Below are 20717 nucleotides of genomic sequence, written 5' to 3'. Positions count from 1 at the left end.
AGGGGGAGGGGTCAGGAACCGAAAAGGCCGAGCTGCGTCGACTGACGATGACAAGCGGGGTTGAGCCAAAGGCACTCAGTGCGAGTGGTGGTGCCGCGCCCGGCTGAGATGCGGGCGCTTGTGCTGTGTCGCGTCCAGCCTGCCAGGGCCTGGTCGTACAGCTCGCATGGGTAACCGGACAGCACGACCATTCCGTCTAGCTCGAGCAAAGCATTCAGCAGCTCGGCGTGTTGGCCGTCATCCATTTCATGGCGGTAGTAACGGCCGTTCGAGGCGCCGCGGTACCGCGTGTCGTGCACGTAGGGTGGGTCGACGTAGTGCAGCGTTGTCGGGGCATCGTGCGCTCGCATCACCTCGATCGCCGGCCGGTTCTCAATGAGCACGCCAGCGAGGCGTTCCCCCACGGCCGCGATCGAGGCTGGGTATTGGGCCCACAGCGACTGAGCAGTGCCGTAGTCGCGCTTCGTGTCGATACGAAATCCCGTGGCGCCTTTGGTAGCACCTGCGGAACCGAATCCCATTTGAGCCCGGATGATCGTCCGCCGCGCGCGCTCGATCGGGGACTGGGCAGGTTCCCATGCGCGTTCGAATTCCGCCCGGGCATATGGCGTGAGCACCACCGCCTCGAACAGGGCAGCTCGGGCCACCTGATCCTGCAGCACTCGAAACAGGTTCACGATATCGCCATCCAGGTCGTTGTAGACCTCGGCATAGGACCTGGCCTTCTGCATCAGGACGCCGGCGGCGCCGCCGAATGGCTCGACGTAGCAGGTGTGGGCCGGCAGGTGTTGGATGACCCAAGGCGCCAGCCGGAATTTCGAGCCGTGATAACGGATCACCGGCGCTTCAATGTTCATGTGGTGCTCCAGACAGCCGCCCGCCTGCCTGGGCGTGGTGGCGATGGGTGAGGGGTGATGGGTATCTCAGCGTGAGGCACGCCGTTCAGCACGTTTGCGCGCCTCTTCAGCTTCGCTGGCACGTACAGATGCCGCTTCGCCTCGGGCGTGAGCCATGAGGCGATTGCCTGGCCGTTGCCGGCGATATGCACGGCGGGCCTGGTCAAGCAGAGCGTTTTTCTCGGCCTGCCACTCCTCAAACTCGGCAGTACCTTCTTCGGGGCGGGGCCATTTGCAGTCAAGCTTGCAGAGCCGATCCGTGTAGAGAATCTCAGACCAAACCCTGTCACGGTAGGCGCTCAGTACCGTGAAATGGTCGGTGCCTTCGCCCCAATAGTCCGGCTCGCCGCCGACGCTTGGCACGTGGTTCACCTTTACATTGCACTCTTTGTTGAAGCGGATCTGGCTTGGTGTCAGCGCTTCGCCCCAGCTAAAAAGTGGGTGCCGGTAGTATTCGTCGTCGATCCAAACGGAGTCGAACACGCGGGTGCCTTCGAAAATCCTCACCAGTCGATGGCTGAGCTTCTTTTCGATCCGGGGCTTCATGCTTTCCTCCATCCACGCTCCATCCTCCTGTGCCTGGAGGGGCGTGGTGGTAAATGGGTGGGGAATGGTGTTTGATTGACACGCCGGCATGGAGCCGGGTGGGAAAGGAGAATCTATGTCCGTCGGCTTTTACTCAAAAGGGCGCTGGAGCAGTGGCTACGAAACGTCAACAGTTACTGTGCAGGAGAGACGTGGAAAGGTCCGTGTAGAGTGGGATTACTACCGTCTTCCTGAAGTGAATGACGAGTTTTTCCGGAAGCATGCTTCTGAAATAACTCAGGAAATTCAGGATCTGATGAACTCGTACCGCGGCCATCGATATGCGGCTTCCGGAACCGGCCTCGTTGGATACGTGGATGGGTTTCCAATCGATATTTCTACCCAGTTAGCGTATGACGTCGCTGAAGTTTTCAAGCGTTTTGCGAATCTCCGAAGTCTCGAATGAGATCCGAGCCTATCCTTGTACCCTGCCGGCGACAGGCAGCTTCAAGCTTTTGCGCCACGTTTTCCGACACTGTGATTTCGTGGCGCGGCGGAGTCAGGAACCGAACCGCCACCGCCGGGCCCAGTGCCTGCAGGTGGTGAATCATCAGCGTCAGCGCCTCGCCCTGTTCCTCGAGCTCTGCCCAGGCCATCAGGTCGGCCAGGGCCTGCTTGGTGCCAGGGCGAACCCTCAGCCGTAATTCCTCCTCCTGCGCCGCCTGGCGCTTCCCTGCGGCCTTTGCCGACCTCTCGGCCTGTGTCATGGCCATAGCCTTGATCCTTTGTGTTTGGCGCGTAGCGCAGCCTCAACGCCGCCGCTACTCGCGGGTCTTTTTGCTGTTCCGAATAGATCAGTGCAAGTCGATGCTTTTCAGTTCGCCACGCCTGGTGTGCCAGCTCGGGGGTTTCAAAATTTCCAAGCCAGGTGTGCTTGCTGGTGAATGGGTTCTTGCACTGCGCCGTAAATTTGCGGCTGTCCTTTCGCTTGCTGACGCCAATGGGCAAAGCGTTTGTCCGCGACTTGCCCCTGCTCAAGAACTGGTTCAGATCATGTGAGATGAAGACGCATCGATCCGGGCCATAAAGCTGGTTACCTGGCTGCAGAAGATCCTTGTCCAAGTCGTTGCCAGCATAGTCCTGCGTCAACATCCAATTTTTGAAATTGGAGAATAGGAACCACTCCTGAGCAACGGAGCAGCCACGGTAAGCTGGGTACATCTCATGGAATGCTTCGCTGTAGCATCGACGGATCATACCCAGCCATGCTTCGTAAATGGGGCAGCGTGATGCGACTCTCTCCCCCGAGGGATTGATCGTGTAGATGTTCGGTCTGTGCTTAACGTCGTTTATGCCAACGCCGTAGAATGCAGAATTGCTGTTTGCCACTCTGTGCCTCCGGTTCTATGCCCATTCCTTGGAAGGTCAGGCCGCTAGGCGGCAAGTGGATCTGTATCTGGCGCAGGCGCTGCTGCGCGCGCTGTTTGGGTTTCACGCAGTCTTTCCACGCTTCTTGAAGGGGATCGCAAATTCCCGAGCCAAGCGCTCAGCGCGTGTGCGGCCAATTCCGGAATGGTTGGCCGCGTGGTTGAAGCTAGCGCCCAGGTCTGAATAGGCCCTGAGCCGGGCAGCGTCCCGAGCATCTTCCTGAATGCTCGCGTAGCGCTGCTGGTTCGCCTTGCGCGCATCCTCCTTCCCTGACTTGAAGCTGATCCGGTGGCGCTCGGCGATACCACGCACTGTGGTGCGAGTCAGGCCCATCTCCAGGCACACCGCACGGACGGCCATCGTCTTGGCCAGCTCCCGCACTCGCGCTGCCAGGGCCAACTCGTCTGCCTGCACCTGCATCGCCTTCACCGCGCGCGCTTTGGTTTGGGCCTTGGTCGCGGTGTAGGGGCAAAAGGCCGTAGTGCTCGGCGCCCTATCAACCACCTCAATGCGCCTGCCCCTGGCGTGAAAGTCTTGCTCCAGCTTGGCCAGCCAGGCGCGATCGGCATCCTTCTCTCGGATAGTGCTGAGCTCGTTGCTGATCATGCTGCAGCTCCCATCACGCGATCCATGCGGTCGTCCAGGATCTCGTAGAACGTCTTCACCCGCTCGACCAACTTGCGGATCATCGCCTCATCGCGGTACACCCGCTTCACGAACAGGGGCAGGCCTGGCCAGTAGCTGATGAAGTCGATCCACTCGCGCTCTGATACCCAAAGACCGCCCTGGCACTGGGCGACGTGTTCCTTAGGAACCTCGCCGGCCAGCAGCACGCCTACCTGGAACTTGGGCAGCTTGGTCTTGATCTCGATCAGGCCATCGGCAGCGACCAGAGCGTCAGGGGAGTAGCCAATGCCATGGTTCAGGATGATGCCAACGGAATCTGTGCCGATGCCCTCGCGCGCCTCATATAGGCCCTTGGCTACGCCTTCCAGCTCATGGCCGCGCGTTGTCGCCTTGGTCTGGAAAGGAATTTCTGCCGCTTCCTCGGTGATGCGCTCGCCGATGAGCTGGTCCATGTAAGTGAAGGCGGCGACGCCGAAGCCGGCCTCGCCCTTGCCGCTGACCAGCAGGCAATCCAGTTCGGAGCAGGTGATGATGCCCAAGCGCAGCTTCAGCCACTCAGGCGTGCCCTGCTGGATATCAGTGATGATCTGCATCTTGACCCCCTTGTGTGGCTACCTCGTTCTGTTTCGCAGACTTCCCGAGCATCCCCAGTACCTGGTCGAAGGCGGCTTTCTGAACCTCAGCCGGCGTACCGTGCATGTTGGCGAACGCTGTCTTCGCGCGGTCGCTGCACTTATCGAGCAGGCCCTGGAGCTGCCGCGCCTGGGCGGCAGTGACCGTGGCTACTGGCACAGCTGCATGCCCGTCATCGTCCTCGCCGCGCGTGGTCAGGTTGAGCAGGGCGCTCATGACATAGCGCTTGCCGTAGCTGGTCGACGAGCCGACTGCCTGGACGGCGTTCTTGGTACCGCTGGTGTCCAGGGGTAGAAGCATTGTGGTGCTTTCACGGTGGCCCGCTCGATGCATCAGGATGCCGGTAACGCTCAGGCCTGCTGCGACGTTCTCGACCTTGAAGGTGATTGCAAACCCGTGCTCCTGCATGATTGGCTTGATCACATCGTTGATGTCTTCGAAGGTCGCATATTCGCTGCGCTTCTGGCCGTTCACCACAATGGCACCACGTTCGGCGATGCTTGGAATATCGCTCTGCATTGCAGCCATGGCCGCATTGAACTCAGCCTCCGCGTCGCGGGCCTGCATGCGCTCGTGCATCGCCATCAGGCGCTCGAGCTTGTCGATATCGCAGCTTGGATCGGCGGCTGCCCGGCTGATGACAGCCATGATGCTGTTGTCTTGCGGCAATACAGCCACGGTGCCCCGGCGCTGTTCCGGCGGCATAATGATTTCACCCATGGGGCACCTCAGTATTTAATTTCGATGTTGGGGATCTTGCGTTGGGCGATCAGGGTGACCGCTTGCTTTGCGCAGGCTTCCGGCATGCCACCGGCAATGAAGGCATCCAGCGCCGCTCGGTTGATGCTGCGGCGATGAGCCGCATCGGCCTCTCGGGCTTCCTGTGCGCGGAGGATGGCGTCGGCTGCCTCTTGCTGGCGGCGTTGCTCGGCCATCCTTGCTTGCTCGGCGGCTTCCTCAGCGCGGCGGTTTGCGTTCTGGCGCTCCTGCTCGGCACGCTGCTCGGCGGCAACGCGGTTTGCCTCAGCCTGAGCGGCGGAGCGTTCGGCTTGCTCGGCCTGCAGCTTCAGTTCCAGCTCCCGGCGTTCCGCAGCTTCCCGTGCCTCACGTTCGCGGCGCTCTCCGGCCTCACGTTCGGCCTGGGCCTTCTGCTCGGCCTCGCGCTGCGCCCGCTCCGTTGCTTCCCGAGCGATACGCTCCTCGCGCTCCCGCTGCTCACGTGCTTCTTCCTCAGCACGCAGCCGGGCCAGTTCAGCCTGCTCTGCTTCGTACTGCTCACGCTTCGCCAGACCGGCGCGCAGAGTCGTCAACATCTTGTCCTTCACGCTGCCTGCTTCGGCTTCGAATTCGTCCCAATGCTTCCCGAGCTCTACGCTTTCCGCTTCGGCGATCCGCTCCCTGATATCGGCTGAGTTGAGCTCTGCCAGGCTGTCGTCCAGGTTCTTCAGCCGGTCGAGGCGGTCGGTGTGCCCGTCGATCCGCGCATCCTCGGCCTTCTGCCACTCGGTGAGCGGGCGGCGAACTTCCTCCTGCCAGGCATCCAGCGTGTCGCGAACCCGTTTGCGCTCGGCGTCGATCAGCTTTGGGATTTCCTTCAGCTCGGCCACCAGCTCTTTGCCCCGGTTGTCCAGCGCGGTCTTGGAGCGCGCCACCTGGTAGGCAATGGATGCGATGGCATCACGGCCTTTACGAGTGGACACGTCGGGCACGAAAGCGTCGATCTTGTCCCGGACCACCTTCAGGTAGGGGTCCAGGCCGTTCGGGGCCTGGAACACCTGCAGGGCGCTTTCCTTCGGCGGTACGACCGCCAGCTCAGTTTGTGCGGACATAGCGAATCCTCGACGCTCCGTGTCGGGCGCCTCATTCAAAGTTTGGGATTACTGGGGTTGCAGCGGGGAGGGCGCTGGGTAGCGCAGGAGCCAGATGCCGGGGGCTACCCAGCCATAGCGGGATGGCTGGCCCTCAAAGCCAAGGCGCTGAGCCAGGCGCTGTGCTGCTTCCTTGGTCTTGCCGGCGAACTCGACTTCTTCGAGCTGCTCATCAGCGAGCGTTTTCACTGGGCTGGTGGTCATGCCGCAACTCCTTGGCGCATTGCGTTCAAGCGCCGGGTGTAGTGGTCGTAATGCCACTCATCCACGTCGCCTTGGGCGTAGGCCATTTCGATACAGGCCTCGGCCCAGCCGTGGACGTAGGCCGGGAGAATTGGGGTAACGCAGTCCGCAAGAGCCTTTTCGATCATGCGGCGTGCGGTGTCGGTACGCCGTCTCATGCTGCTAGCTCTTGCGGCTGCTCGCGGTACTGTCGCCAGATTTCGGCCTCAATTTTCTCCTCATAGAGAAGGCCGACCGCTTCCAGGTACTCAGTGGAAAGGTTGGTGAACTTGCCGTCGAGCGAGCAGCGGCGACCGCTGACCACCTGGAACTCAAGCTCCTGCGAGCCGTGGAAATCCCAGTCGCTACCCCAAGTGGATGGGCGCGGGTCTAGGTCGATAATCTCCGCCTCGCAGCGAATATCGAACTCGTCGAGAATCACTTCGTAGATCATGGAGCGCCTCCGTGTGCGCTGAGAGACCGCATTGGCCAGACGCCAGGCGCGGGCGACCAAACCCAGCGTGAATAGCTGGCCTGGCGCCTGCCGATGCGGTCGAAAAGGGAAGGGGTGATGCAGATGGCCGGTGCTGATCTCCGGCATTGGCGGCAGTTGCCGAATTCCGCCTGGTCCTTAGCGCATCAGCCTGCGCATTCATCTGCATCGGGGTGTGATCTGGCCAGGATTCGAACCCGAAAGACTTACGCTGAATCCAGCGGCGCCGCTTTCATCAACTGCACCAGCCTTGTGTGGCGGCCCTGTACCAAACGAGCCAAACACCAGATCACACCCCGATGCAGCCTGGCCGGAGCCAGGTATCGGGCAGTTAACGTCAGGCTGACGTGGCGCTGGTTGTTCAGTGATGCAGCGCGCCCCGGCCAAAGGGCTTGAAGCAGCAGGCGCAGACTGCAACGCCGGTTTCCTGCTCGATCTCGATAGATCGAGCGGCTCTGCGGGCTGCGTTGCCAGAAACACCCGCGCGCTCGGCTTCTTCGGCTACTTTCAGCCATTGGGCGATTGCAGGGTGAGGGGTAGTGCGACCCTCAAGATCGATTTCGATCTGCATCGTCTTGTCCTCCAGGGCTGTTAATTTCCCGTCTGGCCCTGTTGCCAAGGCCAGCCAGTGAAATCGTTTGTCTAGCTGCACGTCCGCCGGAGTCCTCTCTCTGCCCGCTGCCGCAACTGGCGTCGCATCGGGTGGCTGTGCAGCTTCGCGTGCTTACATGTGGAAGCACGGCAGGTTCCAGAGCCTGCATGGGGATCGAAGCTTGTTACTCGCGCTGTGCCGTTTCCGGGATCGATCCGCGAGGGTTCTAGGTTGTGAAAGAGCGGGGCCTTTTGAGGGCCGGCCGTGGTATTGCTGCGGCATGGGCAAAATATGCACCAGTGCAATTTAAGTGTCAATGCACCAGTGCATATATTTTTGCGCGTGAAGCGCTTGTCGTGAAGCTGGCCATTTGTATACTGTCTATCCATACAGTATTAGCGTGGAAGGAGCGCGAGATGGCAGAGGAGCAAAAGGCCGGGGTGTTGAGTCCAGCGGAGCGGCTCAGCATTCGGGTATCGAATATGGTGGGGCACCCTGCTTCACAGGCTCGGCGTATGGTGGTGATCCACCAGCTTCACGACGACCCGGACGACGTATGGCAGGCAATGCTAGAGGGGATAGGGGAGGTGGATGGCCTAGGGCTAACGCACAATGACGACGGAACGGTTACGCTCGAATGGGAGCCCCCGGAAGATGAGCAAGTGCCGGATTGGTCGGACCTGAGCCCGTCTGAGGACGGCTATAAAATCGAGCGGGTCGGTTGACCTGGCGGAAAGAAGCCCGCAAATGGCGGGCTCTTGGGATGGCTAGGTTCTCACTGGGTGAGCATGGATCTGATTGATTGCCCATCCTTCACTGTTATCCGATTAGTTAGCCATCCACCTTGAGGGGTAAGTCCATACTGGGTTGGGGCCTGCCAGGTTACTCGGGAGGTCAGGTAGTACTGCCCAGGCGGAACGTCGGTAAATCGAAAATTCCCGTTGCCGTCTGCTTGAGTGCGGATGACATAGGCTTCCTGGCGCGGGTCGCCTGGCTGTAGAGGCTGCCGAAGCTCATAGGTGTAGCGATACCATTGCTGTGAATAGCTGGTCATCGGATTGAGGGTAACCTCAGAACCAGCACCATATTTCACGTCGCCCCCGATGGTTCGCATGAAGACCTGTCCCTCGACAATGCCTGTGCCTGCCTTCGGTAGCGACTGGTACTCAGCAACTGGGAACGCAATCCGCGGTTGAGGTGGGGGAGGGCTCACGCAGCCACCCAGTACAGCGACAGCGAACACACCCGCTGTCAGGGCAAATCGCTTCATCTTCTACCTCCGTGTTGTTTATCCACCATTCTACCATCCCGGATCCCAGCCATCCGGCAGGCAAAAGAAAACCCGCCGGGGCGGGTTCTCAAAAAGCCATAGAACAAGGTCATATAGCCAATGCGGCTAAATCTTGGGGTCAAGCCGATATTGCAGCGGGGGAGGTCCAATATCTGCCAAACACTTCACCGAAAGACCGACTGATTTAGCTTTCTTCATCAACCCCTTGTCATGCGTCCAGATTTCGGACACGCCAGCAGCTACCGCAATCGCGAGAATTTGGCGGTCTACACGAAGCTTGGCTTTCGTCGCGTCAGGATCCATTTCCTTTTGTTCAGCATCCGACACAAGCATTGCGCACTCAATCGCGGCGAGCTGATCGAAAGGTGCTACCTCGATGGATTTCACCGAATTGATAACGTCAATGTGACTTTGAAAAGATTGTCTTGCTACTCCGAAAAGATATTCGGACAGTACGGGCGCGGGAAGCACAACCAAGCCCCCAACTGTGTCTACATGCTCAACCAGAGCAGCCGCCCTTTCAAAAAGGCGGTCTACTACCTCGCCAGTTTCAGGATGGTGAAGGTCAGTAGAGCTCTCATTTTGCATGATCTGCACGAGAACATTGGTGTCAATTACGATTTTCACCCTAGCCCCTAGATTCCAAAATTTCCGAATGGGGGCTAGGCAAGTCATCCCATTTGACGCCCCCGGCTGCTTTAAGCTTGGCTATTGCAGCCTTAAATCCAACATCTTCAAGTTTTTGGTGCGATGAGATAACCAGTTTCAGAAGCCTCCAGCTTCCGTCAGGTCGACGCTCCCATTCGCCATCCCCAGACAGACGAACCGGCTTGAACAGCAGCTGCGCCAACCGCTCGGCAATCTGCATATTCGTCTCGCAATGCAGAGTTTCGCCGTCTGCCCCTTCCAAGCGAACGGGAACAGTCGAGTCCTTGCCGCCCACGCTGTACAAGCGTCCTTGGACCGTCGAGCTTTTCACGATCCGCAACGGGGGCTCAGCCAATTTCCCCTTGGGGAACTGAATAATTTGGGCGCCATCCGCTTTCAGGTATCCATCCACTCGATCATCAAGCATTAGGTCGGAGAGCTTTTTGTAAGATCGGGTCGGGCGTTTTGCACCAACTCCGCCAGCCACTTCCCTTACTTGATTAAGCACCACCGGGTAGCTGGCATCCTCTACGCGGCAGACGAGCTTGGCCGAACCCTCCTGAACGGAGTCAAAGTGAACAGCAGCCTCCGAGCCGTAGAATGACGAAAGCTCGCGCAAGTATTCCGCCAAGCGCTTCATTGACAGCTTGTCAGGGGTGGTTCCGTCGAGGTAGAGCGTTAAATCTTTCATGGCTAGAGTATAGATACACGTCCTTGATTGGGGTATGCCGTCCTGTCCGGAACCCGTTAGAAGCTAAGCCCCTACATTTTTTCAGATTGCCCAAGGTCCGTGCCTTGCCGCACATCTGGTCTTGCCTGTCACCAGCACCAAGTACCAGAAAACCTTCCCGATGATGACGAGCTGCTGCTCATCAGACCTTATGCCCATTCCACACATACAGCACACGCGCCAGGATGTGGGTGTCGTCCACGCGGATATCCTCAGGCTCATGGTGCTTGTTGTCTGAAATCATCCTGAACCGATCCTTGCCTTTCTTCTGAAGCCGCTTCACGTACAGCATCTCATCATGGGAGAACAGATAGATTCCGTCCCCAGTGAACTCGCGGATCGTGATATCGACCAACAGCGGGTCACGGTCCCTGATGGTGGGGGTCATTGACTCGCCCCAGCCTGTGATGACCTTCAGGTGATAGTGCTGTTCGAATGTAATGCCCATTTCGCGAAGGTGTTTCGGGCTGACCCGTACGTCCTGGAGCATTTCCGGGTAGTCGTGCGGTATCTGCCCGGCGCCCATAGCAGCACGGACGTCGTAATGCGCGATCCGTACTTCATCGCCCATTTGACCCGGCCGTGAAAAATCGACGGTAATGACATTGTTCGCGCGCTCAATGTCAGCAGTCACCGCTGCCGCCTCAGCAATTTTGTTGCGCGCATCGTCTGTAAGACCCCGGCCGTGCTCGGCCAGCATTTTCATTACCACATCTGCGGCTGAAGGCGCGGATGGTTGCGGAACCGAGACGGCGGGAGCTTTGGGCAGGGGCTCATAGCCCCGCAACTGGTCTGTGGTGATGCCAAAGAAATCAGCGATCGGGCGTACCTGTTTATCGGCGGGCTGCTTGATCCCTTTCGGCCCCGTCGGTTTCAGGATGCGCGAAATGGTGGGTTGCCCCACGCCTGTTTTGCGAGCCAGATCCGCCTGGGTGATGCCCTGATCCGCCATCAGCGACTCAAGCACCTTATCAATAGATTTATGCATATGTGCAATGTTGTCCGGGCCTGGTGCATAGCTCAATAGGGCGGTGCATTGACAGCTATGCACCAGTGCAAGAGAATGTGCATATTCTCAAAGGAGCAGGCCATGGCCACTACCAATCTTCCCCAAAAGCTGGATGACCTGCTTGGCTCTGGCCTGACCTACAAGGCCGTCGCCGAGCGCGCCAAATGCGACATCTCGACGATCTTCCGAATTCGCTCTGGGCAGATAACCAATCCGAGCTACATCGCCGGGAAGGCTATCGACGAGATGCACGATGAACTGAAAACCGCCGGTAAGCGCGCCAAGCGCAAGAACGCCGCCTAACTGAATCCCCCGATAAGGAGCATCGCTCACATGTACGCCAACCCCAAACACCTCCACGACCGAGAGATCAAGGTCCGCCTGGACGAAGACACATTCGACCTAATCCAGGCGCTGGCAAAGTTCCACCGCACTCAGCGTGCTGTGCTGTGCCGGGAGCTGCTGGAAGCGCAACTGGCTGCATTGGCCGCAGAGGATAGCGCCGAACACAACGCGGCCTGAAGGCCCGGAGGAGGCCCCATGCCTATCGAAAAGGTAGCGCTGGGCCAGCGACTGATGGATCAGCTGGAGCGGGAAGCAGAGCGACGGGGCATCACCCCTGAAGAGCTCGCCGCCGAGTTGATGCGAAAGGACCTGGCAGAGCGCACCAAGCCCCGAACGTCTCGGGGCCCAGTAACAGCGTTTCGCCGCAAGGCCTGAATAGGCCCTGATAAGCCCGAATCGCGGGCACAAAAAAACCGCCTGGCCGGGCGGTTCATTCGTTGACGCAATGTGTGGAAGTAATCATGACAAACATCGTCCCAATTGACAAGTCCAGGGGGTTTACCCGAATGGACAACCAGCTTATGGATGGCCTCATGGCCATCGAGCTCTCGGCGCGAGAGATGAAGATTGTGCTGTACGTGGCCAAAGCCACTTTGAATTTCGGCGCGGGTGCGCAGCGCATCCCTGCCACTGATATCGCCAAGGCAACCCACATTCACCCCGACACCGTGTCGAAGGCAATCTCAGGGCTGCTTCGTCGCCGCGTGCTATTCCGTGAAGGCGGTGCGCGAGGTGATATTGGCTTGTGCGACCCGAAAGAGTGGGTTTTCGTTGTAGAGCCGAAACAGACCAAACCGTCTGATCCGGCTGAGGTGGTCCGAATCGGCTCTGCTGCGAAACAGACCAAAACAGCTGACTGCCTTCTTTATTCTAAGAAAGAAACCCAAGTAACTCTTCCTTCGGAAGAGATTACTTCCCCCCTTGCCGAAGATGAGCCGGCCAAGCCTCAGCGGAAAGCCCCGTTTGGCCTGAAGCAGCTCCAGGCAGACAACCCCCATGGTCTGACCGACACGCTGCTCAAAGACTGGCTGGCGCTGCGGAAGGAGAAGCGTGCTGCGGTGACGGCCACCGTCTGGGCTTCGCTGAATGCCGAGCTGGTCAAGTGCCAAGAGCAAGGCATAGCTCCTGACGTCGCTTTGACTGAAGCGCTATCCGCTGGCTGGCAGGGATTCAAGGTCGCTTGGATCGCCAAGCGCCTCGCGGAGCAGGCCCAGGCTGCCCCCAGTACCGCCAACAGCCGCCACCACGGCTTTGCGGACCGCAGCTACACCGCGGGCCTCACTCCGAAGGGGGATGGCACTTATGCGTTCTGAGAAGGTGATTGCCATGGGCGATGTGAAAGCCGCCGCGGGTTACCGCATCCAGCCGGCTACCTGTGAAACCCACGGGGATTTCGAGCAACGGGTAACCATGATGTTCGGCAAGGAATTCTCTGGTGCCTGCCCGCAGTGTGCGGCCGCCGAGAAAGCCAAAGGCGAGGCAAGGGAGCAGGCCGCCAAGGCTCGGGGGGAGCGCGAGGCAATGGAGCGCAAGTTGGGAGAGGCGTTGATCCCCAAGCGATTTGCGGACAAGACGTTGGCCAGCTACCGCGCCACCACCAAGCCCCAGGCGTTCGCACACCAAGCCTGCATTCGGTACGTGGCTGCCTTCGACGAGATCGAGCGCACCGGCCGCTGTCTGCTGCTGCTGGGTAAGCCTGGCACTGGGAAAACCCACCTGGGCGCTGGAATCGCCAATGAGCTGATGCACACCACCTCGAAGACCGCCGTCTACCGCACCTTCGGCTCCGTGCTCCAGGCTATCCGCTCGAGCTACGGTCAGGGTGCGGAGCAGACCGAGGTCGACATTCTGCGGAGCCTGATCAGCCCCGACCTGTTGGTGCTGGATGAACTGGGCGTGAGTAAGGAGCAGCCCAGCGACTTCGAGATGACCACCCTGTTCGCGATCATCAACGGTCGGTACGAGCAGATGCGTCCCACCGTGGTGATTTCCAATCTGGGCGCCAGCGACCTACCGAAGGCGATCGGCGACCGCTGCATGGATCGTCTGCGCGAGAACGGCGGCTTCGTGGTCCCGTTCGAGTGGGAAAGCCAGCGCGGCAAGGAGGGTGTGTGATGCCGCTTACCACCAGACAGATCGTCGCTATGCGCAATATTTCGCAGGCGTTGAAAACCTTTTACAAAGACTGCGACTGCCTCACCACGGATTTCATATCGCCCGCTTGGATCGCGGTTATCGACGACAGGACTGCGCTCATTTGCGAGTCATGCGACGGTGAAGGGCGGGTGGGCTGGCTTACACCTGACGGCTTCGACGATGGCAAGTGCCATGCGTGTGGCGGTAGCGGGCTGAAACCGGAGGTGCGCGATGCGTGAAGACCTTCGCGAGGAATTCGAAGCCGCCTATGCCCAGCACGCTGGCATCGATGTGCTTCAGGTGAGGTTCGAGCGCGCCGCCACGGGCGGGTACCGCGACTCGGCCATCCGTGCCGCTTGGCTGTGGTTCGTGAAGGGCGATGAGCGCCGGAGGGCTGCGTGATGGCCGAGAAGATCCGCCTGACCCAGATCAACGACCTGGCCGCGCTGCAAGCCGCCATCCGCAAGAAGGGCTTCCCCTGCAACGTATCGATCACCGGCGCCGGCCGCAGCCTTCCGCAAAATGCCCTGTTCCACAAGTGGTGCGAGGAGATCGCTCAGTTCTTCGTGCGCATGGGCAAGGTGACGTTCGCCACCGGCGCCGCAATGAATGCCGAGCATGTGAAGCGCAACCTGAAGCAGACCTTCCTGGGCGAGGAGTTGATCCGCGACATCAACCTGCGCACCGGTGAGGTGACCGAGCGCTACGAGCTGAAGCACACCAGCGAGCTCGACCGCGGCGAGATGCACGCCTTCATGACCTGCGTGGACATGTGGGCCAACGAACACGGCATCTACCTGCCGCACCCCGAGGACAGCGAGTACATGAAGATGCGGATCGAGTTCGGGGAGGCGGCGTGAAGCGAACCCCCATCCAGCGGAGGGCCAGCAGCATCAAGCCCCGCACCCCCAAGCTCAAGGCCTGCGCCCACTGTGGCACCCAGTTCCAGCAGGCACGCATGGGCCAGAAGGTGTGCTTTGCCATGGCCTGCATGCTCGCCAGTGCCAAGCTGCCTGAGAACCAGGCCAGGGCCCGGAAGGCCATTGACCAGTTCGAGCGCACCGAACTGCGCGCAGCCCGGGAGCGGATCAAGACCAAGGGCGACTACACCCGCGAGGCCCAGGCCGCCTTCAACGCCTGGGTGCGCCTGCGGGACGCAGATCAGCCGTGCATCAGCTGCGGCCGGCATCACCAGGGGCAGTACCACGCCGGGCACTACCGCACCACGGCTGCCGCGCCGGAGCTGCGTTTCGAGCCGCTCAATGTCCACAAGCAGTGCGCACCCTGCAACAACCACAAATCCGGCGACATCGTGAATTACCGCATCCACCTGGTGAAGCGCATCGGCGCCGACCGGGTGGAATGGATCGAAGGGCCTCATGAGCCCCGGCGCTACACCATCGAAGAACTGAAGGCCATCAAGGCGCATTACCGGGCACTGGCCCGTGACCTTAAGGGGGCAGCATGATTTACACCAGCGTATTGGCCGCGGTAGTTTCCGCCCTAGCGGCCGAGGCGATCGACAACACCAGCAAGCAGGCCTGGCAGAAGCTGTACAGCCCTCACAACGAAGGCAAGGTAGATATCAGCGCGCTGGGCGGAAGGCGGTCGGGAGATCTGTCGCGCGCCGATGCCGACTGCTGGGTGCACGCGCGGCTGCACAGCCAGCTCATTCCTCGGCACTGGGATGTGTTGATGGCCAAGTACACCACGCATAAAGGCCGAAAGGTCGAATCCATTGGCCGGCTAGTGCCGCTGATCGCGAGCGCGGCGCCGCGTCTGTTTCGCTACAAGGCGGTTACTGCCTGGGCGATTCCACCGCTCAAAGGCAACAAGGACGGCAAGCGTTCCACCGATATGATCGTGCTGCCGGCGGAGTTCTATGACATCAACACCTGGGATGCCCAGGGCCTGAACAGGACCACCTACTGGCGCTGGAAAAAGGCCATTGAGGAGGTGCTGGAAGAGATGGTGGACGAGGCGCTCAAGGCCTCTGAACATATTCTGATGGCTGAGGGCGTTTTGATAGCAGAAGTTGCTTGACACCGGTGCAACAAAGCAACATTATTTCCTCATCCTGTCATTCCTGCGCACGTTGAGGAATGACCGCATGAAGCCCGGCCACTGAGTCGGGCTTTTGCGTTTCTGGCGTTCGCTCCTTCGCCTTGCCCGCAAGGGCCTTTTATTCGGTCCATGAGGGCCTCAATAGTCTCCTCGACTCTGGAGCACCACAGCCCACGGTATCCGCCATGCCTGACATTCCAAACTGGGTATGGGTGGGGCTGGGGTGGAGCCAGTATGGCTGGCTTGGTGTGGTGGGCGGGGTCGCCAGCTACTTCTACAGCAAGTCCACCGAGCCACGCTTCGATGTCCGCATGTTCGTTTCCAAGCTGGTCCTGGCCTTCTTCGTGGGAAAAGTCTCTAGCGAGTTCATCCCCAGCACAGACACCTACAAGTCCGGCTACATCATGCTGCTGGGCTTTTTCGCATATCCGGTCCTGGCAGTACTTGAGGTAAAGGTGAAGGGCTGGGTTGAGAATTATAACCCTCGAGGTCCGCCCTGATGGCCATTGTCTCGATACTGGCGCTGATTGCATTCCTGGCTGTATTCGTGAACGGCATACGCTTCGCGTTGATGACCACGCATCGGCGCCAGGCAGATAACTGTGAGGTTGGCTTCATCATGGCCGGCGCGCTGGGCTATGTAATGGCCTTCGTCAGCATATGGCTCTGCGAGCCCTGGAAGCTGACCGCCAACAGCCCGGCCAGCACCATGTTGGTGGGCTTCACCATCTTCAACGCCGCGTACTTCTTCCGGCGTATTGGAGCGTTGATCGATGGACGCGAGCGGCGCAAGACAGAACGGCGTGCCGAGGATGAGTCGGCCGATCGCCGCGTTCGGAGATCTTCTCCATGAACCGAGCCAAATTGCTAGCTCGCTGGGCTGTGGGTGGTGCGGTGATATTCCTAGTCGGCAATGGCCTGGGGTACATTGGCCGAACCTACGAATGCCGCAGTGATCGTGTCCGAATCTACGTTGCCGCCCCCGGCTATGAGGCCAAGGGCGAGGAGATTCCCTCCAAGCTCTACGGCCTTGATGTCACCAGGTGCACGCTGCCTGAGCAGTGGGGCGGCTATAGAGAACCGCTTGAAGGGTATCCATAGCGTTAGTCCGGTGACGAATACTTCTCGCAATAGGCGATTGCCTCTTGCTCATCATCATAGCCTTCGTGTTGCTCGCCAGTTTCGGCATCGTAAACCATGTACCACTCCGCAGCGGCTGGGGTAGGTTGGATTTTCTCGCCGAATCGGGCGGCCTGGATAATAACTTTCGGAACTTTCCGAACTTCTAAAATTCGTCGCATAACCAATCCTTTTAAGTTTGAGTCCTCACGCACATTACTACTGAGCGTTCATTAAAATACAACGGCGCCATCCGCTGATTGATGATCAAGCTCTCGACAGGAAGGCAGTCGACTGCGCTTTCCGGCCTTGGACGCGTTGTGGCCAGTGCCTGTCGGGCGCCCCACTACTGGATTTGGTTCCCATGATGGATAGGCCAATACCGCCTGCCTCGCTGCTCGAACTGAGCGAACTGACCATGTCAGGCATTCGGCTCGAGCCTTGCCCAATGGTTTGGGACTGGATACAGGCCACGATCCTCAGCGCCGAGGGTGACTTGCACAACCCTGAGCATGCCCACCTGATCGATGCACCTGTGCGCGTGCTTTGGGCATCCTCCTGTTTCGAGAAGGCCGGCCGTACTGTGCTGGGCCAGGCCGAATCGGTCATGTTCCGCGCCGGGGGCTGGCAGAAGGCTCGGCAGGAGCAACAGATGCGGGATTGGTTCGGCGAAGTGCCGGACTTCCTCATCACTCTGGCCGCCGACTACTGTGCCCAGTGCACCGACGCCGAGTTCTGCGCCCTGGTCGAGCATGAGCTGTACCACATCGCTCAGAAGCTCGATCAGTACGGCGCGCCCAAATTCAAGCAGGACGGCACACCCAGCCTTACCCTTCGCGGCCATGACGTGGAGGAGTTTGTGGGTGTGGTACGGCGCTACGGTGCCAGTGAAGACGTACAGCAGCTCATCGACGCTGCAAGTAACCCGCCCGAAGTGGCGAAGATCAACATCGCGAGGGCCTGCGGAACCTGTCTGCTCAAGTCTGCCTGAACCCCTGACGTACCCGAGACGGATTTGAGCCTATGGCGACCCTGAGCAACGAGGTGAAAGCCTTCATCGTTCAGGCCTTGGCTTGCTTCGATACGCCGTCTCAGGTGGCTGCTGCCGTCCGGGATGAGTTCGGCATCGAGGTGACGCGGCAGAAGTGCGAGGCCCACGACCCTACCAAGCGCGCCGGGCGAGACTTGGCCAAGCGCTGGGTGGTGCTGTTCAACGACACCCGCGAGCGTTTCCGCACCGAAACAGCAGAGATCCCGATTGCCAACCGTGCGTATCGACTGCGTGCGCTGGGACGATTCGTCGAGAAGGCCGAGGGCATGCGCAATATTGCGTTGGCCATGCAGGCGCTCGAACAGGCAGCCAAGGAATGCGGCGATGCATTCGTGAATCACCGGCCTAAGCCCGAGGCGAATCCCAGCGACGTAGCTCCTACCAGGGTGCAGGTCGACGTGGTGGACGCGAGGAAGCCCGATGCCGACGCTTAACGTCCCCCAGGCCAACTTCCTGCGGCTTGAGCACAAGTTCCGAGGCTTCGTCGCTGGGTTTGGCTCTGGCAAGACCTGGGTAGGCTGCGCGGCGCTGTGTAAGCACGTCTGGGAGTGGCCCAGGATCAACGCAGGCTATTTCGCGCCAACCTATCCGCAGATCCGCGACATCTTCTTTCCGACCATCGATGAGGTGGCTTTCGACTGGGGCCTGAAGGTCCGCACCAAGGAGAGCGACAAGGAGGTCGAGTTCTACAGCGGCGGCCAGTACCGCAGCACGATCATCTGCCGCTCGATGGAGAAGCCCCAGACCATCGTGGGCTTCAAGATCGGTCACGCCCTAGTCGATGAGCTCGACGTGCTGGCCGCGCCCAAGGCTCAGCAGGCCTGGCGCAAGATCATCGCCCGGATGCGCTACAACGTGCCGGGCCTGAAGAACGGTGTGGACGTGACGACCACCCCCGAGGGGTTCAAGTTCGTCTACCAGCAGTTTGTGAAGCAGCTGCGCGAGAAGCCAGCCCTGCGTGCCATGTACGGCCTGGTGCAGGCCAGCACGTTCGACAACGAGCTGAACCTACCGCCCGATTACATTCCTTCGCTGAAGGAGTCGTATCCCGAGCAGTTGATCATGGCCTATCTCAATGGCCAGTTCGTGAACCTGACCGCCGGCACGATCTACACCGCCTACGACCGGAAGCTCAACGGCAGTAAGGAAACCATTCAGCCTGCCGAGCCGCTGTTCATAGGCATGGACTTCAACGTCGGGAAGATGTCGGCCATCGTCCATGTGAAGCGTCTGGGTGCGCCGCATGCGGTCGACGAGATCATCAACGGCTACGACACGCCCGACATGATCCGCCAGATCAAAGAGCGATACTGGCTGTACACCGGCACCGAATACCGCAACACCCGGCAAATTCGCATCTACCCGGACGCCAGCGGCGATTCGCGCAAGTCCGTGCGCGCCAGCGACACCGATATCTCCCTGCTCAAGCAGGCCGGCTTCATGGTGGTGGCTCCAGCAGCTAACCCCCCGGTCAAGGACCGCATCAACTCGATGAACGCCATGTTCTGCAACGCAGCGGGCGAGCGCCGGTATCGGGTGAACGCCGACAAGTGCCCGACGTACGCCGACGACCTCGAGCAGCAGGTATGGGGCGAGAACGGCGAGCCTGACAAGAAACAGGGCAACGACCACCGGCCAGACGCCGGCGGCTACTTCATTCACAAGGAATACCCGATCACCAAGTATTCCCTCGCAGGCGTCTCCTAATGGGCATGCTCAACTACATCAGCGATAAGCTGGTCAACTTCGTGGCCGGCCTGGGCACGGAGCGCGACAAGGCGGCAGCCACCGGTTACCTCTTCATCCCGCGCACCGAGCAAGAGCTGCTAGCGGCCTACCGCGGTGCCTGGCTGCCACGCAAGATCGTGGATATCCCGGCGCTCGACTCCTGCCGGCGCTGGCGGGGCTGGCAGGCCAGCAACGAGCAGATTGAGAAGATCGAGGCCGAGGAAAAGCGCCTGGGTGTGCAGGCCAAGGTCAAGACGGCCATGATCCGGGCTCGCCTGTTCGGCGGGGCTGCCATCTTCATTGGTACCGGCGATCTGGATACCGCGATGCCCCTTGACCCACAAAGCGTGGGGCTGGGCGGCACCAAGTACCTGACCGTGTTGAGTCGTCGGCAGCTCACGCCCACCGAGATCGAGCGCGACCCACAGTCCGAGCTGTTCGGCAAGCCCAAGGCCTACCGCCTGGCCGACTCGGCAATCGAGGTGCACCCGTCGCGGCTGGTGATCTTCGCCGGTGCCGAACTGCCCGACCCCGATCTGGCGCTGGGCAAGGAATTCGGCTGGGGCGACTCGGTGCTGGAAGCGGTCATGGAGGCCATCAAGCAGGCCGACGGCACGATGGCGAACATCGCCAGCCTGGTGTTCGAGGCGAAGGTCGACGTGATCCGCATCCCGGACCTGATGCAGAACATGGAGGATCCGCAGTACCGGCGGAGGCTGCTGGAGCGCCTGCAGCTCGCAGCCACGGCCAAGGGCATCAACGGCTCACTGATGCTGGACAAGGAGGAGGAGTACGAAACCAAGTCGGCTTCATTCGGCAACCTGCCCGAGATCAGCGACCGCTTCCTACAGGTGGTATCCGGCGCCGCCGATATCCCCGCCACGCGCCTGCTCAGCCAGTCGCCGGCCGGTATGAACGCCACAGGCGATTCGGACCTGCGCAATTACTACGACCGCATCCAATCCGGCCAGGAGCTGGACATGCGCCCGGCCATGAGCGTGATGGACGAGTGCCTGGTGCGCTCGGCGCTTGGCTCGCGGCCAGCCGAGGTGCACTACCTGTGGAAGCCGCTGTGGCAGCTCACAGCCACCGAGCAGGCAGCCAACGGCAAAACCGTGGCCGACACCATCAAGGTGCTGAAGGACACAGCCTTGTTCCCAGAAGAGGCGCTGTCGCATGCGGCGGTGACCACCTTGGTGGAGAACGGCGTGCTGCCAGGCCTTGAGGCGGCCATCAACAAGTACGGTAGCGAGCTGCCGGACGACGACCCCGACCCGAATGACCCGCAGGGCAACAAGCCCGCCACCTGAGG

Annotated in this window: 35 protein-coding genes; 19 read left to right on the top strand and 16 right to left on the bottom strand. The window is 60.2% G+C overall.

Annotated features, from left to right (window positions below; translation table 11 throughout):
- Positions 1-11 precede the first annotated feature (11 nt).
- Both F474_RS02755 and F474_RS02750 read right to left on the bottom strand, forming a co-directional pair.
- Positions 12-857, bottom strand: coding sequence for a DNA adenine methylase (locus F474_RS02755; RefSeq protein WP_097084058.1), 846 nt, complete (start codon positions 855-857; stop codon positions 12-14).
- Positions 858-923: 66 nt separating this feature from the next.
- Positions 924-1454, bottom strand: a complete 531-nt coding sequence (locus F474_RS02750) for a hypothetical protein (RefSeq protein ID WP_097084059.1) — start codon at positions 1452-1454, stop codon at positions 924-926.
- Positions 1455-1557: 103 nt separating this feature from the next.
- Here F474_RS02750 and F474_RS22520 point away from each other — a divergent pair, with 103 nt between their 5' ends.
- On the top strand, positions 1558-1887 hold the full coding sequence (locus F474_RS22520) for a hypothetical protein (protein ID WP_125483362.1): 330 nt from the start codon (positions 1558-1560) through the stop codon (positions 1885-1887).
- Here the strand turns inward: F474_RS22520 and F474_RS02745 are convergent.
- The 9 genes from F474_RS02745 to F474_RS02700 all read right to left on the bottom strand — a co-directional run bounded on the left by F474_RS02745 (position 1853) and on the right by F474_RS02700 (position 7263).
- The gene (locus F474_RS02745; RefSeq protein ID WP_097084060.1) at positions 1853-2194 is read right to left on the bottom strand and encodes a hypothetical protein; all 342 of its coding nucleotides are present in this window, start codon (positions 2192-2194) and stop codon (positions 1853-1855) included. The two genes, F474_RS22520 and F474_RS02745, sit on opposite strands and share 35 nt — an antisense overlap.
- A 718-nt stretch (positions 2195-2912) precedes the next feature.
- Complete coding sequence (locus tag F474_RS02740) at positions 2913-3455, bottom strand: hypothetical protein (protein WP_097084061.1); 543 nt, start codon at positions 3453-3455, stop codon at positions 2913-2915.
- Positions 3452-4069: a lambda exonuclease family protein gene (locus tag F474_RS02735; protein ID WP_097084062.1), complete on the bottom strand. Its 618-nt coding sequence runs from the start codon at positions 4067-4069 to the stop codon at positions 3452-3454. The genes F474_RS02740 and F474_RS02735 overlap by 4 nt, the downstream gene beginning before the upstream one ends.
- Positions 4053-4829, bottom strand: a complete 777-nt coding sequence (locus tag F474_RS02730) for an ERF family protein (protein WP_097084063.1) — start codon at positions 4827-4829, stop codon at positions 4053-4055. The genes F474_RS02735 and F474_RS02730 overlap by 17 nt, the downstream gene beginning before the upstream one ends.
- Before the next feature lie 8 nt (positions 4830-4837).
- Positions 4838-5938: a hypothetical protein gene (locus tag F474_RS02725; RefSeq protein WP_097084064.1), complete on the bottom strand. Its 1101-nt coding sequence runs from the start codon at positions 5936-5938 to the stop codon at positions 4838-4840.
- Between the two features lie 48 nt (positions 5939-5986).
- Positions 5987-6181: a hypothetical protein gene (locus tag F474_RS02720; RefSeq protein WP_097084065.1), complete on the bottom strand. Its 195-nt coding sequence runs from the start codon at positions 6179-6181 to the stop codon at positions 5987-5989.
- Positions 6178-6378, bottom strand: a complete 201-nt coding sequence (locus F474_RS02715; protein ID WP_097084066.1) for a hypothetical protein — start codon at positions 6376-6378, stop codon at positions 6178-6180. The genes F474_RS02720 and F474_RS02715 overlap by 4 nt, the downstream gene beginning before the upstream one ends.
- Positions 6375-6653, bottom strand: coding sequence for a hypothetical protein (locus F474_RS02710; protein ID WP_097084067.1), 279 nt, complete (start codon positions 6651-6653; stop codon positions 6375-6377). The genes F474_RS02715 and F474_RS02710 overlap by 4 nt, the downstream gene beginning before the upstream one ends.
- Before the next feature lie 400 nt (positions 6654-7053).
- On the bottom strand, positions 7054-7263 hold the full coding sequence (locus tag F474_RS02700) for a hypothetical protein (protein ID WP_097084068.1): 210 nt from the start codon (positions 7261-7263) through the stop codon (positions 7054-7056).
- A 461-nt stretch (positions 7264-7724) separates the two neighbouring features.
- Here F474_RS02700 and F474_RS02695 point away from each other — a divergent pair, with 461 nt between their 5' ends.
- On the top strand, positions 7725-8009 hold the full coding sequence (locus tag F474_RS02695) for a DUF1654 domain-containing protein (RefSeq protein WP_165830255.1): 285 nt from the start codon (positions 7725-7727) through the stop codon (positions 8007-8009).
- Between the two features lie 50 nt (positions 8010-8059).
- On the opposite strand, the gene F474_RS02690 is transcribed toward F474_RS02695, so the two are convergent.
- The 4 genes from F474_RS02690 to F474_RS02675 form a co-directional block, all read right to left on the bottom strand.
- Complete coding sequence (locus tag F474_RS02690; RefSeq protein ID WP_097084070.1) at positions 8060-8554, bottom strand: hypothetical protein; 495 nt, start codon at positions 8552-8554, stop codon at positions 8060-8062.
- Between the two features lie 126 nt (positions 8555-8680).
- Positions 8681-9202: a type II toxin-antitoxin system VapC family toxin gene (locus F474_RS02685; protein WP_097084071.1), complete on the bottom strand. Its 522-nt coding sequence runs from the start codon at positions 9200-9202 to the stop codon at positions 8681-8683.
- A gap of 1 nt (position 9203) precedes the next feature.
- On the bottom strand, positions 9204-9914 hold the full coding sequence (locus F474_RS02680; RefSeq protein ID WP_097084072.1) for a hypothetical protein: 711 nt from the start codon (positions 9912-9914) through the stop codon (positions 9204-9206).
- 181 nt (positions 9915-10095) lie between these two features.
- Positions 10096-10941, bottom strand: a complete 846-nt coding sequence (locus F474_RS02675; protein ID WP_097084073.1) for a LexA family transcriptional regulator — start codon at positions 10939-10941, stop codon at positions 10096-10098.
- A gap of 102 nt (positions 10942-11043) precedes the next feature.
- On the opposite strand from F474_RS02675, the gene F474_RS02670 reads away from it, so the two are divergent.
- From F474_RS02670 to F474_RS02615, 13 genes are all read left to right on the top strand, one after another.
- Entirely contained in the window at positions 11044-11265 is a 222-nt protein-coding gene (locus F474_RS02670; RefSeq protein WP_097084074.1) for a helix-turn-helix domain-containing protein, read from the top strand.
- A gap of 30 nt (positions 11266-11295) precedes the next feature.
- The gene (locus tag F474_RS02665) at positions 11296-11484 is read left to right on the top strand and encodes a hypothetical protein (protein ID WP_097084075.1); all 189 of its coding nucleotides are present in this window, start codon (positions 11296-11298) and stop codon (positions 11482-11484) included.
- Between the two features lie 18 nt (positions 11485-11502).
- Positions 11503-11682 carry a hypothetical protein gene (locus tag F474_RS02660; RefSeq protein ID WP_097084076.1) on the top strand — a complete coding sequence of 60 codons (180 nt, stop codon included), beginning with the start codon at positions 11503-11505 and terminating at the stop codon, positions 11680-11682.
- Between the two features lie 86 nt (positions 11683-11768).
- Positions 11769-12620, top strand: coding sequence for a replication protein (locus F474_RS02655; RefSeq protein WP_097084077.1), 852 nt, complete (start codon positions 11769-11771; stop codon positions 12618-12620).
- The gene (locus tag F474_RS02650) at positions 12610-13422 is read left to right on the top strand and encodes an ATP-binding protein (protein WP_097084078.1); all 813 of its coding nucleotides are present in this window, start codon (positions 12610-12612) and stop codon (positions 13420-13422) included. The genes F474_RS02655 and F474_RS02650 overlap by 11 nt, the downstream gene beginning before the upstream one ends.
- Positions 13422-13682 carry a hypothetical protein gene (locus tag F474_RS02645; RefSeq protein ID WP_097084079.1) on the top strand — a complete coding sequence of 87 codons (261 nt, stop codon included), beginning with the start codon at positions 13422-13424 and terminating at the stop codon, positions 13680-13682. Before F474_RS02650 ends, F474_RS02645 begins: the two co-directional genes overlap by 1 nt.
- A complete protein-coding gene (locus F474_RS22610) occupies positions 13675-13845 on the top strand; it encodes a hypothetical protein (protein ID WP_165830254.1) in 171 nt (56 codons plus the stop codon). The genes F474_RS02645 and F474_RS22610 overlap by 8 nt, the downstream gene beginning before the upstream one ends.
- Positions 13845-14303, top strand: coding sequence for a recombination protein NinB (locus tag F474_RS02640; protein WP_097084080.1), 459 nt, complete (start codon positions 13845-13847; stop codon positions 14301-14303). Before F474_RS22610 ends, F474_RS02640 begins: the two co-directional genes overlap by 1 nt.
- Positions 14304-14335: 32 nt before the next feature.
- Entirely contained in the window at positions 14336-14911 is a 576-nt protein-coding gene (locus F474_RS02635; RefSeq protein WP_097084298.1) for a recombination protein NinG, read from the top strand.
- Complete coding sequence (locus F474_RS02630) at positions 14908-15486, top strand: hypothetical protein (RefSeq protein ID WP_097084081.1); 579 nt, start codon at positions 14908-14910, stop codon at positions 15484-15486. The genes F474_RS02635 and F474_RS02630 overlap by 4 nt, the downstream gene beginning before the upstream one ends.
- Positions 15487-15692: 206 nt before the next feature.
- Positions 15693-16007: a hypothetical protein gene (locus F474_RS02625; protein ID WP_097084082.1), complete on the top strand. Its 315-nt coding sequence runs from the start codon at positions 15693-15695 to the stop codon at positions 16005-16007.
- Positions 16007-16360, top strand: coding sequence for a hypothetical protein (locus F474_RS02620; protein WP_097084083.1), 354 nt, complete (start codon positions 16007-16009; stop codon positions 16358-16360). The genes F474_RS02625 and F474_RS02620 overlap by 1 nt, the downstream gene beginning before the upstream one ends.
- Positions 16357-16608, top strand: coding sequence for a hypothetical protein (locus tag F474_RS02615; RefSeq protein WP_097084084.1), 252 nt, complete (start codon positions 16357-16359; stop codon positions 16606-16608). The genes F474_RS02620 and F474_RS02615 overlap by 4 nt, the downstream gene beginning before the upstream one ends.
- Positions 16609-16610: 2 nt before the next feature.
- On the opposite strand, the gene F474_RS02610 is transcribed toward F474_RS02615, so the two are convergent.
- Entirely contained in the window at positions 16611-16808 is a 198-nt protein-coding gene (locus F474_RS02610; RefSeq protein ID WP_097084085.1) for a hypothetical protein, read from the bottom strand.
- Positions 16809-16993: 185 nt separating this feature from the next.
- Between F474_RS02610 and F474_RS02605 the strand changes: the two genes are divergently transcribed.
- Genes F474_RS02605 through F474_RS02590 form a run of 4 tightly spaced genes read left to right on the top strand, consistent with a single transcriptional unit; the run spans position 16994 to position 20715 of the window.
- The gene (locus F474_RS02605; RefSeq protein ID WP_097084299.1) at positions 16994-17617 is read left to right on the top strand and encodes a putative metallopeptidase; all 624 of its coding nucleotides are present in this window, start codon (positions 16994-16996) and stop codon (positions 17615-17617) included.
- 32 nt (positions 17618-17649) lie between these two features.
- Positions 17650-18111, top strand: coding sequence for a DUF2280 domain-containing protein (locus F474_RS02600; RefSeq protein WP_097084086.1), 462 nt, complete (start codon positions 17650-17652; stop codon positions 18109-18111).
- Positions 18098-19384 (top strand): terminase large subunit domain-containing protein, encoded by a 1287-nt coding sequence (locus tag F474_RS02595; protein ID WP_097084087.1) that lies wholly within the window; start codon positions 18098-18100, stop codon positions 19382-19384. Before F474_RS02600 ends, F474_RS02595 begins: the two co-directional genes overlap by 14 nt.
- Positions 19384-20715, top strand: coding sequence for a DUF1073 domain-containing protein (locus tag F474_RS02590; protein ID WP_097084088.1), 1332 nt, complete (start codon positions 19384-19386; stop codon positions 20713-20715). The genes F474_RS02595 and F474_RS02590 overlap by 1 nt, the downstream gene beginning before the upstream one ends.
- Positions 20716-20717 lie beyond the last annotated feature (2 nt).

It is taken from the genome of Pseudomonas sp. URIL14HWK12:I12 (assembly GCF_003097135.1).
Lineage (GTDB): Bacteria > Pseudomonadota > Gammaproteobacteria > Pseudomonadales > Pseudomonadaceae > Aquipseudomonas.
Note: the sequence above shows the minus strand (reverse complement) of the source record. Positions and strands in the feature narration are given on the sequence as shown.